The sequence below is a fragment of the Neptunitalea chrysea genome (assembly GCF_027924145.1).
In the GTDB taxonomy this organism is placed as follows: Bacteria; Bacteroidota; Bacteroidia; order Flavobacteriales; family Flavobacteriaceae; genus Neptunitalea; species Neptunitalea chrysea.
The window spans coordinates 1-13455 of sequence record NZ_BRVP01000040.1; the positions used below are offsets into that span (position 1 = coordinate 1).

General features: G+C 32.7%; 13 protein-coding genes and 1 CRISPR repeat array. Of the genes, 1 reads left to right on the forward strand and 12 read right to left on the reverse strand.

What is annotated here, in order from left to right; genetic code table 11:
• The 11 genes from NBRC110019_RS16930 to NBRC110019_RS16385 form a co-directional block, all read right to left on the reverse strand.
• Positions 1-118 (reverse strand): hypothetical protein (locus NBRC110019_RS16930; RefSeq protein ID WP_373877011.1); only part of this gene is annotated, 118 nt, incomplete at its 3' end.
• Positions 119-503: 385 nt separating this feature from the next.
• Positions 504-1455: direct repeats of the CRISPR family, unit length 30 nt; unit sequence ATTTCAATTCCAGTATGGTGCGATTACTAG.
• 217 nt (positions 1456-1672) lie between these two features.
• On the reverse strand, positions 1673-1936 hold the full coding sequence (cas2, locus tag NBRC110019_RS16340) for a CRISPR-associated endonuclease Cas2 (RefSeq protein WP_281756547.1): 264 nt from the start codon (positions 1934-1936) through the stop codon (positions 1673-1675).
• On the reverse strand, positions 1936-2940 hold the full coding sequence (gene cas1b, locus NBRC110019_RS16345; RefSeq protein WP_281756548.1) for a type I-B CRISPR-associated endonuclease Cas1b: 1005 nt from the start codon (positions 2938-2940) through the stop codon (positions 1936-1938). Before cas1b ends, cas2 begins: the two co-directional genes overlap by 1 nt.
• Positions 2937-3467 (reverse strand): CRISPR-associated protein Cas4, encoded by a 531-nt coding sequence (gene cas4 / locus NBRC110019_RS16350; RefSeq protein WP_281756549.1) that lies wholly within the window; start codon positions 3465-3467, stop codon positions 2937-2939. Before cas4 ends, cas1b begins: the two co-directional genes overlap by 4 nt.
• An 11-nt stretch (positions 3468-3478) precedes the next feature.
• Positions 3479-6262: a CRISPR-associated helicase Cas3' gene (cas3, locus tag NBRC110019_RS16355; protein ID WP_281756550.1), complete on the reverse strand. Its 2784-nt coding sequence runs from the start codon at positions 6260-6262 to the stop codon at positions 3479-3481.
• A complete protein-coding gene (cas5b, locus tag NBRC110019_RS16360) occupies positions 6246-7022 on the reverse strand; it encodes a type I-B CRISPR-associated protein Cas5b (protein ID WP_281756551.1) in 777 nt (258 codons plus the stop codon). Before cas5b ends, cas3 begins: the two co-directional genes overlap by 17 nt.
• Before the next feature lie 11 nt (positions 7023-7033).
• The gene (locus NBRC110019_RS16365) at positions 7034-7945 is read right to left on the reverse strand and encodes a type I CRISPR-associated protein Cas7 (RefSeq protein ID WP_281756552.1); all 912 of its coding nucleotides are present in this window, start codon (positions 7943-7945) and stop codon (positions 7034-7036) included.
• 7 nt (positions 7946-7952) lie between these two features.
• Entirely contained in the window at positions 7953-9887 is a 1935-nt protein-coding gene (locus NBRC110019_RS16370; RefSeq protein WP_281756553.1) for a hypothetical protein, read from the reverse strand.
• A 7-nt stretch (positions 9888-9894) separates the two neighbouring features.
• Positions 9895-10680 carry a CRISPR-associated endoribonuclease Cas6 gene (gene cas6 / locus NBRC110019_RS16375; RefSeq protein ID WP_281756554.1) on the reverse strand — a complete coding sequence of 262 codons (786 nt, stop codon included), beginning with the start codon at positions 10678-10680 and terminating at the stop codon, positions 9895-9897.
• 82 nt (positions 10681-10762) lie between these two features.
• On the reverse strand, positions 10763-11008 hold the full coding sequence (locus tag NBRC110019_RS16380; protein ID WP_281756555.1) for a hypothetical protein: 246 nt from the start codon (positions 11006-11008) through the stop codon (positions 10763-10765).
• Positions 11009-11021: 13 nt separating this feature from the next.
• Positions 11022-11600: a tyrosine-type recombinase/integrase gene (locus NBRC110019_RS16385; protein WP_309297656.1), complete on the reverse strand. Its 579-nt coding sequence runs from the start codon at positions 11598-11600 to the stop codon at positions 11022-11024.
• A 291-nt stretch (positions 11601-11891) separates the two neighbouring features.
• On the opposite strand from NBRC110019_RS16385, the gene NBRC110019_RS16390 reads away from it, so the two are divergent.
• Positions 11892-12410 (forward strand): hypothetical protein, encoded by a 519-nt coding sequence (locus tag NBRC110019_RS16390; protein ID WP_281756556.1) that lies wholly within the window; start codon positions 11892-11894, stop codon positions 12408-12410.
• On the opposite strand, the gene NBRC110019_RS16395 is transcribed toward NBRC110019_RS16390, so the two are convergent.
• Positions 12411-13154, reverse strand: coding sequence for a hypothetical protein (locus tag NBRC110019_RS16395; protein ID WP_281756557.1), 744 nt, complete (start codon positions 13152-13154; stop codon positions 12411-12413).
• Between the last annotated feature and the right edge of the window lie 301 nt (positions 13155-13455).

A 13455-nucleotide genomic window follows, 5' to 3' on the forward strand; every position in this document is an offset into this window, starting at 1 on the left:
TAGATTGATTAGTATGAACATACTTAACTTTCCGGTTCTTAATAATTCGGATAGCAAGCGGATATGTTCCATCTCGTTTCCGTTTTTCCTTTCTTAAAACAATCTTTACCGTAACCATAAACACAAGGTTTGATGTATATTACAAAGGTAATCAAAAATATAAATCGGGTTAAACAATGGTTAAACATTTTAAGATTTAATATGATTTTTTATGATTCAAATTGACACTTAAAAAAACATAAAAAATTGTTTTTCAAAGTATTTAAATATAAGTTGAATTATTAAAGAAAGAGTTCATAACCCTGAGGTCACGGGTTCAACTCCCGTCTTCGCTACAAGATAAACCAAGGCTTTTGAGAAATCAAAGGCCTTTTTTTGTGCCACTTGGTTAAACAATGGTTAAACAATGGTTAAACAAAAAGTGGTTTTTTATGACGTGAAATGGTTTGTTTTGATACAAAGAATATAAGTTAGAAGTAAATATATACATCATCTCCCTACTCTTCTCAATTCCAGTATGGTGCGATTACTAGTTCTCTCAAATGGGAAATATGATGCAGAAAACCACATTTCAATTCCAGTATGGTGCGATTACTAGTATAGCCGCCAGCACCAAGCTAACTACCGTAATACCATTTCAATTCCAGTATGGTGCGATTACTAGCCATTGGCAAGGGTATATTTTTAACTCTTTCTCGTATTTCAATTCCAGTATGGTGCGATTACTAGTGTACTTTTTCAGCAGACGCATGTCCGGCCGTACAAATTTCAATTCCAGTATGGTGCGATTACTAGTACAAGCGATTACGACGTTCGATTTCCTTTTCAATATTTCAATTCCAGTATGGTGCGATTACTAGAATCATGTGTTGACGCAATATTAGGCGTTTTAAACAAATTTCAATTCCAGTATGGTGCGATTACTAGTAAACCTAAAAGAAGCTAGTAAGCGATTTGATTAATTTCAATTCCAGTATGGTGCGATTACTAGCATGAAAAACCTTCAGGATGGAATTAATAACTATAAATTTCAATTCCAGTATGGTGCGATTACTAGTTTTTATGTAAACTTTTATCTATAACCCTATGCTTTATTTCAATTCCAGTATGGTGCGATTACTAGGGACAAAACGGAAGCGCACCGCTAAAGGATCTAGCAAATTTCAATTCCAGTATGGTGCGATTACTAGAATACTATAATCATTAGCATTGTCGTTTACCTCCGAATTTCAATTCCAGTATGGTGCGATTACTAGTTAAGTACCTTTTTTCCGAAAGGGTTATTCTCACAAATTTCAATTCCAGTATGGTGCGATTACTAGCAGAAAAGGAATTAGTTACTTTAAAGAAATTAGCTGGATTTCAATTCCAGTATGGTGCGATTACTAGTCTAACGGATTACTTACTTGTTGCCCGTCTATAACCATTTCAATTCCAGTATGGTGCGATTACTAGCCGTCTTATCGACAACTAAAAAAGCCTATTTTATTAGGCTTAACTAAAGTATAAAATCAATTTTGGAAACACAAAAGTTGTCGACCCCTGATAAACAAATTTAACCGGGGTATCGACAACCATATATTCTAGTGATTTTCAAAAACTTAAACAATTTAATATGTCAAAGAACTATTGAATTTTTATAAAACAGGTACAGACTGACGCCTTATTAAGGCTATAAAAGCGTATCCAACTCATTTTTTTCTTTGCCTATAACCTCTTTCTCCAGCCATTTTTCGTTCCTGCTTTTAAAAATAATCATACTATCTTGTTCTTCATTCATTAACTTTTTAGATTGCATTATTAATTCTTTGAGTTTTACTTCAGTTATCTCCCCTTCAAATACGCTATTTTGAATCCAATTTAAATATTGTCTACAAAGTTTAAGCATTCTACCTACTCTTTTTTCACCTATATCGTAAACTAAAACTATGTACATTACCACCAAATTTTAAAAGGTTTATACTCCTCAATATTCAATACATGCTTGCTTAGTTTATAACATTCTAATTTTACCAAATGTTTATAACTTACCTGTTTATTTAAAGTTCTATGCTTAATAGTTTCATTAAGCCGTTCTTCAAATGCCCTGACAAAAGTTTTACGAGCCGAATCTTTTAATAGTACGCTATTTACTTTTACATCAAAGTCTTTTGCCTGAATCTCCTTTTTATTTAATACCCTGAAAATGGTTCTATCTACCAAAATTGGTTTGAAAATCTCTGCCATATCTAGTGCCAGAGAAAATCTACGATATCCAGGTTCGTGCAAAAAACTAATTGTAGGGTTTAATTGTGTATGATAAATTTGCCCTAAGCACATAGTATAACACATCATATTACCAAACGAAACCAAAGCATTCACTTCATTTTTTGGTGGTTGTTTACTACGACCATTCATTGCAAAATCATTCAATATAGCGTCAAAAGCATCGTAATATACTTGGCGAATATTTCCTTCAATACCCATTAACATAGGTATATTTGTAGTTTCCGCTATTGATTTTACATAGTCTTCAATCCTAGTAATAGCTTCTTCAAGATTTTTCCCTCTAGTATTATAATACTTAAGGTTTTTTAAAATATTAAAAGCAGCACCTTCTACAAACTTTTGAGCAATTGCCAGTCTTTTCCCTTTATTTAGGTACTGTTTTGTTTGTGCAATTTGCATTTTACCTGCAAGCAAATATTCCTTGGGTAAAAAGCTACCGGTATAATGCTCGTAATAATCAAAAAAATGGACTGCAATATGGTTTTTACCTAAAAAATTATACAACGCACTGTTAGCGTCTAACGCTCCGAAACAATATAAATCGGCCACGGCTTCTACCGGAATAAACTTTGGAGTACCATCTATTCCGTTTTCATCAGTCGGTACAAATTTCAGCGTATTATCTTTCCGGCTCATTCGTCCGGGATTAAATAGGTAATATGATTTTTTCATTCCTCAGAGATATAACAGAGTTCATAATAAGAGCAACTTTTACAAATTTTTGCATTGATTACCGAAGGGCAATTTTCCTGCTCTTTTAGTTTACTGATTTCTACTACCGATTTTTCCAGGTGTAATACATCTTCGGGTTGTAACTCCACTTTTTCGGTTTGCCGTAATAACGGATACTCTAAAATGGCATATGCATCTTCAATACCATTTAATTGTAGCAACCACAGGTAAAACTTGACTTGCCAGTGGTGGGCAGCTTCTACTTTATTACCTCTTTTGGTTTCGTGTATTACTTTATGAAACGCATCGTAAAAGTCAATTTTTCCGTATAGTTCTATTTTGTTATAGGTAGCTGAAAGGGTAATCTCGGTATGTTTTTGTGCCCTGCCTGGGTAACTGATTTCATGCAATAATTTACCATCGTAAACGGTGTCACTGGTATGTTCCATAGTAATGCCGTTGGCATGTAACCAGCATTCGCGCTTACAAACGTGGTATAAATTTATAAGAGTAGCGTTTATATGCATGGTTAAATAATTTACAAAAACTGAGTTTCTTCTATTCCTACTAATTTTGAAGCATCTAAGCCCTCTTCAACTGAATATACATCGCTCCATCTTTCAACATATATATATCCGTATTCAGATTTATCTTTATTATAAAAATGTACTAACTGCTCCTCAAGTTTTTGAGTTGCAAATGTTGAGAAAGTATATTTTGCTAAAATACTTTGAAGTGTTTTCTTTCTTATCTGCTGTTCGGTAAATTCTATTTTATTATGTATTGAACTAATATATAGATTGAATACTTCCTCTCCATTCACTTCATTTTTTTCGTTAGGATGAACACCATTTAATCTGAGAAAATCAATTTCCGCATCATTAAATATTTTATCTAATGTACCGTCTGCTGTTCCTTCAATTTCTAAAGGAATATTTATTGGGATAAAACAAGAAAGATTTTGTTGTTCTATTAATTTAAAATCTTCATGGACTTTTTGAAATTTTAATTTATGGATTGCAAACTCATAGTCACAAAAGTTTACTGCCATTTCTCTATCATTCCATTGATTCCTATCTTGAAAAATTTTATTGTACAAATGATCAAAATCTTTTTCATTTAATATTCTCTGATATTCGGTTTCTTTAATCTGTTCTTTGGTTATTTTATATCGGTAATCCTTGCCATAAATCACCGATTCTTTATTCAGATTAAAAAGATAGAGTGCGCAATGTTCTTTATTCACATTCCTATTGATTCGCCCAGCCAACTGTTCATCGGAATCTATTATAGAGCGATCTTTAAAACCTAAATCCATATCAATATCCACCCCTGCTTCCACTACTTGTGTAGTTATCAAAAGTATCTTCTTACTCCTATTTATCGGATTTTTAAGAGTATTTATAATTTGCTTTCTTCTATGTTCCAAAATAGTTCCGGACAACACGAATATCTCGTCAAAAAAATTATAATTTTTAATTACCCCATAAAAGTCGGTAGCAGTTTGCTTATATATAAACTCAACTATGGTATAAATACTGTCTTGTGGTTTAGCTTTTCCAAAATCGTATTCTAAGTATTTCGTTGAAGATTCTATCACTTTGTCTGACAATTCCCTCAAAGTTAGATCTGTACAACTGAAAAAGTCAAAATTAAAATGTACTCGGGCAGAAAAATTAGGATTATTAAAGTATAATTCCTTTGCCTTGGGTATTAAATACTCAAAATCTTTTACTTCCTGTTTTATCACGTTCAATTTATCTAGCTTTGGGAGGGTAGCCGACATTAATATGAACTTTATATTAAATTTTTCTGCGAACTGCCGTACAAAATAAATTACCTTGTCCCAATGAGCGGGATTATATGACTGAAGTTCATCTATAACCACTATGGAATTAGCCAACCTATGCAATAGGTAATTAGTTTCCTTTTCATTAGTTTTTAATATATTAAAAAACCGGATATGCGATACTAATGTAAATGGATAATTCACAAACAAATAGTCTATATAGTTCTTTTTTTGGCCTCCATAATTATCATCTTCTTCTCTACCGGGTTTTAATCCCGATTTTGAATGCAATTCTATAATCTCCTCTTCTTTTAATCCCAACATATCCCGAACTACCTGATATGTTTGTGTTATTAAAGTTGTGAATGGAAAAACATAGAACACCTTATTGTACTCACCCTGATATTTATTTAAAAGCTCTATCGTTGCTAATAAAGAAAGATTCGTTTTACCACCTCCGGTAGGTGCTTCAATAAAAAAAAGATTTTGTTGATAGTTTTTACGAATATTTCGGATTACTTCCAAAGCCATTTCTTTACGCAATATATTCAGATTAGAACCACTTTTTTCCTTAGGATTCAGAAATTCATAATTTTCCAACTCATCATAAGTAACTTTGTTATAGTTTACCTTCGTTCTTTCTGTATCAATCCATTCCCGTTGGCTAATATTGTAATGTAATTCACTAATTCTTTCCTTAGAAAGTGTGCCAAAATTATGAATCGGCAAGCCGTTCATATACTCGTTGGTTGCCAGATAATCCGAAGCAGTAAGTAATGAGAAATTAAGTCGGCATAGGATGTATAACTCAAAAGAACTTACATATTTGGCAAACGATGGGTTGTTAATAAACCGTTCCTCACCTATAACCCTATGAATATTAGGATGAATCTGAAATTGATAATTATCTAAATAATTCTTCAAAAATGCTTTAACATCCTCCCAGTTGTTTCTTGCTCTTAATTCAGAAAATGAAATGGTATCTATACAATCGTCATTAAAATATTTACTATGATGTTTAAATATTGAATATGCCAAGTAAAAACATACTACTACCAACAATTGATCCTGCTTTTTTTCTAATACAATTTCATTTAGATGTTTAGTAAGATAAATGAATGCTCCTAACGAAGAATGTGTAGAACCAATGGGGCTATTTAATGATTCACTTTCATTAAAAAAATGGTTACTCATTTTCTGTAGCTGAAACTTTTCATTGACTTTACCAAAATCATGAAATGCTATCGTGTTTACAAATAAACTCTTAATATAGCTTCCTGTGTCATCATCAATATTCTCGTAAAGCCCAAGAATTAGTTTATCAATAATTTTATCAAGATTGTGAACACTTGCCAATCGCACCAAATACTCATTTACCAAATTGATGTGCTCCTCCAAAGTCTCTTTAGGTATGTCAGCACTCTCATTTTCAGAAGGCAAGTGTGCATAATAATTACCGGCATTAATTAAATAGGTGCTTAACGCCGGTAACTCCGCTATAATATCAGAAACCGATTTAAAATAACTGGACATATGAATCTAACTCATTTACATAAACAAGATTTTTAAGTGATTGGGCGTTATTAATCAGATAATTAGAATATACAAACTCAGTAATGTCATATTGTATTAACACTAAGTCAAAATCTCTTGGTAAACGTTCAAAATACATAAATGGATTCTCATAAGTATCATAACTCATAATATCAGGATATGGAGCCTCTGAATTATTTTTAACATTTATGCTTCTCTGGAAAATACTTCTAATTTTTACCCCTTCATCAGAAACTTCTCTTTTTAAGAATTTATATTCATGATAAGAGTCACTATTCCACCATGCAGTAAACTCGTTCTTTCCCAAATATGGGATATATTCTGCCATACCCTTACTTAAGTAATCACTTAATTTTTGATGGTATTCATGGGTTTCATCTATTAAAAGATATATTCTGTATTCCGGCTCAATTAAGGTTAACTCCTCGGTCAAGAAATTAGCACCCCTATTTGCATATCCAATTGTATTAGAATACTTTATATTTGTTTTTGCATAATTTCCCTTGTCATGGTTTAACGGTTCTATTCCTATCTGTATATCTTTCAACACTTGGTAATATTGGGGTAATTTTCCTTTTTCCCTATATCCTTCCAAACCAATAATGGCACCCAAAATACCCAATACGGCCGGCTTGTGGATTATATTGTAAGATAAATTTAAGGTCTTTAAGGTAGCATTGGTTTCCGGCTTTCTAAAAAATGCAAAATCCGCTTTTAAATCAAATGATATTAATTTCATCGGATATTTGTTTATAGTTCAGAAAACACAGCAGTCTCAGGTTCACTCAATACAGTTGTATTCGATTTATTATAATAAATCTCTATTTTTTCTAACTCCTTTTTTATATGAGATTCTGAAAGTAAAGAACTTACTTTAGACAGGTTTATCTCTTTTTGTTCATTCACTTCAATTAAATTTACAAACGAAGGAAGTACAATCTTAGAGTCTGCTTTCAGTTGCACCCACAACAACAGTTCGTTTTCTGTACCTGCTTTGGCAGCAGAATCATAATAGGTAACTCCCCTTCTTAAACCTTCCTTTAACTTTAAAATATCACCTTCTGTTAATCCTCCGGCAGACACTCTATTTATATCGTCTTCGATATTCTTAGGGTTTATGGAAAAATTATGTACATAATGACCTTCTTCTAAACGAGACTGAGACCCTAACGTTGTCATAGTACTATCCGCACTTGCTTCATTTGAATTTCTAAAAGGAGACATAATCTGTTCAGAATAAATAACATTATCAACAAACTTGTTTAAACCATGAGTAATTTGACAAGTTCCATGAATCGAAATATTTGTTTTACTCGCATAGGTTCCTCCAAAAAGCTTCACATCAAGACATTTTAGAATATTTCCCAAAACTTCCAGTCTAAGCTTCGACTTATTTTTCTCTTTAAAATCTCCGAAATGTAAATTATATGTTTCATCCAAAGTTCTGGGAGACATTTCATCACTTAATGATTTAAAATAAAACACCTTCTCTCCTAATGCTTCTTTCCAATAATTTCTGATAGAATACTTTAGTGCTTTATCTGTGGCATAAACGGTACCATTGGGCAGTTTTCGAGGCTGACCAGAAAAATCCGCATTATAATTTGAATTAATTGATTTAATTACGGCAGCACCATATACTCTGCTATTAAATGTTGTCATGATATTGTTATTTTAGATTATTCGAACTAAATAATTGATTCTTCGCAAATACCCCTGATAATGTTTGAGGCAATAAATGTTTGAGATTGGTATCGGTTTCATAACTCAATACCACAGCGGCCACTTTTTCGAAGTTTTTAGAGAAATTTTCGTGTTTATAACGACCAAAATCGTTGGCTATCGCTTTTTTAAATTCAACACATTTTGACTGTTGTAAATAAGGTTCTAATAAATTATAGCTACTGTCAGCCGATTTACTTTTACTTAGAATGTATTCAATAACCTGCCCGGCGGCAAAAGCAAATTTTTCATCTGTTATATCAGTTAATTCTTTATCATGAAGAATAGATTCAACAAAATCCTGATATTCTTTTAATTTATTAATCATATTTATGTTTTGTTTAGGATTAAAATATTCATACAAACTATACCAAATGTTTAATTTTTCTTTAATGCCATAAGAATTCCCATTTTTGAGATTGTCTAATATGGCATTGAACACCATTTCATAAAAAACATTTCCATCTATAGTATTTCGTTGTGATTTATACACGAAATCATATACCGATTTTCGGTATTTAGAATAGGAAATAAAGACTAAATCATGCTTTTCATAATCATCCTTGCTTAAATCTCCAAAATAATCCAAACGCAAATATTTGTTCTGAAGTAATGGTTTAAATAGTAGTTGCTCAAATTCAAATATATTTTTTATCCTTGGGTAATACTTATCAACCTTACTTCCTTTTTCTTTAATTTGAAACAAATTATGAACAGCTAAGTCTTTAATTTTGTATTCAAATTTGGATACAAAATCAAAATCCCGAAAAACAACACCATCTTTAGTATTTTGCCAAAACAACAGATAATAATTATAAATATCTTCTTCATTATCCTCAATCAACTTTTGTATTATCTCTTTATAACCCGCCTTATATCCACTTTCTTTATATATGGAAATAACCCTCTGCTGTAATTCTTCTTTATAGATAAAAATAGGTAATGGAGAAGGAAGTGTTTTATTGGGAAATAAATTTTTAAGATTATTTAGCAATTGTGCATCTACATTAGAAATTCTTCCGGTAATATCAAAAGTTGCTGTTTGATGCATTAAGAATGGCATATTGCTATTAAAACCATTCATAAAATTATTAGTACCATGAATTATTCCATTTTCATCCGGCTCAGTGTTATATTTATCAGTATTAAATAATTTATCATCTAAGTAACGTTTATGAACTTCTTTATACTGCTCCAAAGGAACGTCAAAATAAAAAATGATGTAACTACTATCCTCCAAAGGTTTTACCTTTAATAGCTGTTGTTCAATTTCAGAAATTGACTTTTTAATAGTATCCTTTTCTACCTTATCTTTAGTTTCCTTATATTCTGATTTTAATTGTTCCTCTTCTTCTAATAAGTTTTGGTACTTACCTGCATTTTGATTCTCAATTTTATCAATCCAATTAGAAAATTCCTTATGTGTGAAAAAATTTCTGAAACTAATGTACTTCTCTTTTTCCCCTTCATCTTCAAAAAGCTCAAATGCTTTATCAAAGTATAAATTAAAACGGTCATATATCTGCTTTTTCTTTCCTACCTGATTATTTTTATATTTAATTCCTCCTTCTAAATGTTCCCGTTTAAAAGCTACTGCATAAGGTGAACACGTATGTATAGCTTTTGTTGGTAAATCAAAACACTTATTAGTGTCAATACACCACGCATTTTGGTGCAACAGCATACAGCGCTTTAAAAAAGTAGATATCTCATTCTTTTGTTTCTTTGAAAAATACTCAAATTCTCCAACAACAATTTTACTTACACCTAAAGAATCAATTTCCTTTTTTACACTAACATGCAATCCCTCTTTTGGGTTCAGTCCTAAATTTTTAAAGTCCTCGTCTAAACTTTCGGTAAAATTTATAAGTTCTTTTATCATATCAAAATCACTTTTTATTATCAATCACATTTAAAAACCCAAACCCCTGCGCATTATACAAGCCCGCTCCTGCGTTTAATAACAACTCCACAAACCTTTTTTCGGCAGTAAGCTGTAGTTCATAATTTAGCCAACCCCGTATTTTAGTTTCTGCATCGGTATCTGCTTTAATGGTTATTAAGCGTGATTTTGCTTTATCTGCATGCTTCAATTCTATTAACAATAATGCTCCACTACCGGTAACAGCATCATAACATGTTATTATTTTCTCTCTCCAATTATGTACTAACTGCGCTATAAATTCCGGGGCATCGGGCATTAAAAAATTATAATTTCCCTTTTCATTTTTAATACCGGCAACAACTGCTGCATCGGGTATTACGTTTATACTTACCAATTCGTTTTCGGTATGTTTAACTAGAGGGCTAGGCACACTCTCTACCGACTTTATAGTAAAAACACCTTTAGATTGTTTATCGGCTATGGTAATAGCTTCACTTTTAAACAATCCTTTTACAAAATTTTCCATAGCTTGTGGTAAATGAAACGCTACATAAAAATACAATGTCCCTCCCTGTAGCACCATACGGTTTCCCGTAATGCTGAACGGACAGTGTATTTGTGAAAATGTAAAAAACTTAAAACCTTTACCATAGCCCTCTTCATGTAAAAATTGGGCATAAGTTGTATTCCCTTTCCATAGAATACGATATATAGCAGCACTTAGCGGATATTGATAATTTAAGGGTAACCGCTGTAACGGCTCTCCTTCTAAAGTTATTTTAAGTAGCATGTGTTGGATATTTACTTAAGGAATTTTAAATGTAATTAAATTTATCCTAAAAATAACTACTTACAAATGGGTATTCTTTACTTTACCTATTATAAAATTCCTTTTCAAATAATGTACTTGATAATTTGCTTAATTCAGAAAGATGAGCCAATCTCTCCCAATACTCATAAAAATGCTTCTGCAATTGTTCTAATCTTTCTTCCAACGCATTCATTACACAATCATGAGCCTCGCCATCGGGTAATAGCAGTTGTAAAGCTTTAAACAATCCCTGAATTTGTATAAGTTCTTCTTCTATTTTATGAAGCTCTTCGTATGTATGTTTCATTACTTAACTCCCACTACCAAATTCGCTTGGCGATTTCGCGCTCTTCCTCTCCGATGACGTCTAAATAAATAGCTGTAGTGGTAAGGGAAGCATGTCCTAACCATTTCTTTACCATGGTGAGCGGAACCTTACTCACCGCATATACGGCAAAGCCATGACGCAGCCCTCTGGAACAACTTCTTACACCTGTAATTCCTGCCTTTGTCATTACTTCTTTCACAGCTCTTGAACCCGTACGAAGTGAAAAACTCCATAATGAAATTACAGATTGATTTTCACAAACTAACTTATGTATGTAACTTTCCAGTTGTTTCAATATAGTAACTGGCAAAGGAATTTCTCTATAAATCCCTCGCTTACGTTTCTTGAGGGTTTCTAATACAACTGTCTTATTTGCCTGATCGATACTGTCCGTTCTTAAATTGTATATCTCTGATATGCGTGCGCCTGTGTAGAACAACAATTGACAAAATAGTCTCTTAGGCAAGCCATAACCCAATGTTACTTCAAAAAAACGTAACCGCTCCTCTTGGTTTAAATACTTTCGTTGCCCCTTCTCATTGTGCAACGATAAAGTCACCTTATACATCATCCAGCCTTTGTGTTATCACTATACTAACTGTCCGATTATTATATATTCTCGGTCACATATACAAGTAAAAAGCATGATTTTTAGGTGTTTAATGGAAAAAATCAGGATTTAATTCAAAAAATTAAACAATATCCCTCATTAAATATGAAGAAATAAATCACCATGACGCAATATATATAATTTTCGGACATCATACAGCACCACTATGAAAATCAATACTTTATAATAGCCTGTAATACTATTCAGGTTAGTTTTAAGGTTGATCTATAAGAATGCTGAAAACAAAATATCATGTTAGGATTACACACATACAATCCATCCGGAATTATTGCTAAAATTGTTGTTATCCTCATGCTGAGTTGTAGCTTAACTAATTATGCACAAATCAGCAAAACAACGAATACGGAACAAAAAGTCTCCGGCAAAATCCCTTATCGGGATATACGTAAAGAGAACGATGACCCAAGAGTCCCTGGAATACTTGGCATGAAATTATCAAGGACTGGTAATGGTTTTATTTTTGTGTATTATGGTAATGATGATAAACAGGTAGCCGACTATTTAATCGGTTTACAAAAAGCCATTTCCGAGGGGCATACCGTTCGTGGTTTTATCCATACAAACCCCATTAAAGGACAAGGCAATACCTTTGAAATATTTGCCTATGGCTATAGGGTTTCTGATTTTCAGGAAATAGCCAATAATTATACAGGAGATCTGATTGCTCAATATATTGCGGATGCAGACCTATACCTGATCCCCAAACTATCAGAACCTCAGATTGAGCAAAAAGCTGAACAGCCTGAATAATTAATTGTGGCTGATTCCGCCCTTTAAAAGTGGTGGTTGTACAGTAATCTTTGGTTCAGCATTTTGTATAGTGACTGAATTGTTAGAGGCTGCTGCAAATTGTTCGCTTAATGGAGGGGCATTTTCAAAAATCGGTTCTTTATCAATCTCACCTACAACAGAGATTCCGCTAAAGAAACCTTCAAAATCACCCGCAGAAGCAATTAATGAAACATCCTTTTGCGATATCTCAACTTGTTCCGCTAAATCTTTCTGAATATTTTCTACTTTGGCAAGGTACATATTCACGGCCACATCGTCTGTGAATGTCCCTTCTCTTGAATTCTTATACGTTTCAAGCCGTTCTTCAAAATCTAAATTGTAAGTACTATTTAATGTGTCAAATTCCTGTTGCAGGTTTTGAGCTTCGTTGTAGGCTTTAACGTTTTGCTCTAATCGATCATTCCAGAATTTTTCTTTCTTATCAAAAACCCGATCTCCTCCGGTCATAACTTCATCATAGGTTAGACCTGCATCTTCCAGTAATTGTTGATGCGATTTATTATTGGCGTCAAGATTTCCCTTTTTATACAATTCACGAAGCATATCAATAGCTTTTAAAGCTTTAGTGGAAGCTAGAATATTAGTTTGTAAATCGCTGATATAATCATGAAGCCAAAGTATATAGTCATAAAACTCTTTAGCTGCCTTCTTCTTTTCCTTATCCTCACCCGAGCTTACACGATGCTCTTTTGGGGTTTCCATCGTGCCGTCTAGTTTTACATGGCTCTCACCGTAAACTTTCTGGGAACGCAGCTGAGGACTGTCATTAAACCCGAAGAAATCTTCTTCTGTAGATTCTAATTTTGTTTTGTCTATGGTCATTTCCGGTTATTCCAGATCTCTAATATTAAACCTTAAAATTTATCCCTTAGCTTAGTATACAACCGATAAGTGAAGATCTTATTAATAAGCAAGTAGCATCCTCCCTATTGAAATGTAACTTTAAAAAACTATACACAACCCTTAGTTGCATACTATGGTGTGAATATATTCCTATTTCCTT

Coding starts and splice junctions, on each gene's coding strand:
- cas2 (WP_281756547.1), bottom strand. CDS start 1,936: ATGTACATAGTTTTAGTTTACGATATAGGTGAAAAAAGAGTAGGTAGA.
- cas1b (WP_281756548.1), bottom strand. CDS start 2,940: ATGAAAAAATCATATTACCTATTTAATCCCGGACGAATGAGCCGGAAA.
- cas4 (WP_281756549.1), bottom strand. CDS start 3,467: ATGCATATAAACGCTACTCTTATAAATTTATACCACGTTTGTAAGCGC.
- cas3 (WP_281756550.1), bottom strand. CDS start 6,262: ATGTCCAGTTATTTTAAATCGGTTTCTGATATTATAGCGGAGTTACCG.
- cas5b (WP_281756551.1), bottom strand. CDS start 7,022: ATGAAATTAATATCATTTGATTTAAAAGCGGATTTTGCATTTTTTAGA.
- NBRC110019_RS16365 (WP_281756552.1), bottom strand. CDS start 7,945: ATGACAACATTTAATAGCAGAGTATATGGTGCTGCCGTAATTAAATCA.
- NBRC110019_RS16370 (WP_281756553.1), bottom strand. CDS start 9,887: ATGATAAAAGAACTTATAAATTTTACCGAAAGTTTAGACGAGGACTTT.
- cas6 (WP_281756554.1), bottom strand. CDS start 10,680: ATGCTACTTAAAATAACTTTAGAAGGAGAGCCGTTACAGCGGTTACCC.
- NBRC110019_RS16380 (WP_281756555.1), bottom strand. CDS start 11,008: ATGAAACATACATACGAAGAGCTTCATAAAATAGAAGAAGAACTTATA.
- NBRC110019_RS16385 (WP_309297656.1), bottom strand. CDS start 11,600: ATGATGTATAAGGTGACTTTATCGTTGCACAATGAGAAGGGGCAACGA.
- NBRC110019_RS16390 (WP_281756556.1), top strand. CDS start 11,892: ATGTTAGGATTACACACATACAATCCATCCGGAATTATTGCTAAAATT.
- NBRC110019_RS16395 (WP_281756557.1), bottom strand. CDS start 13,154: ATGGAAACCCCAAAAGAGCATCGTGTAAGCTCGGGTGAGGATAAGGAA.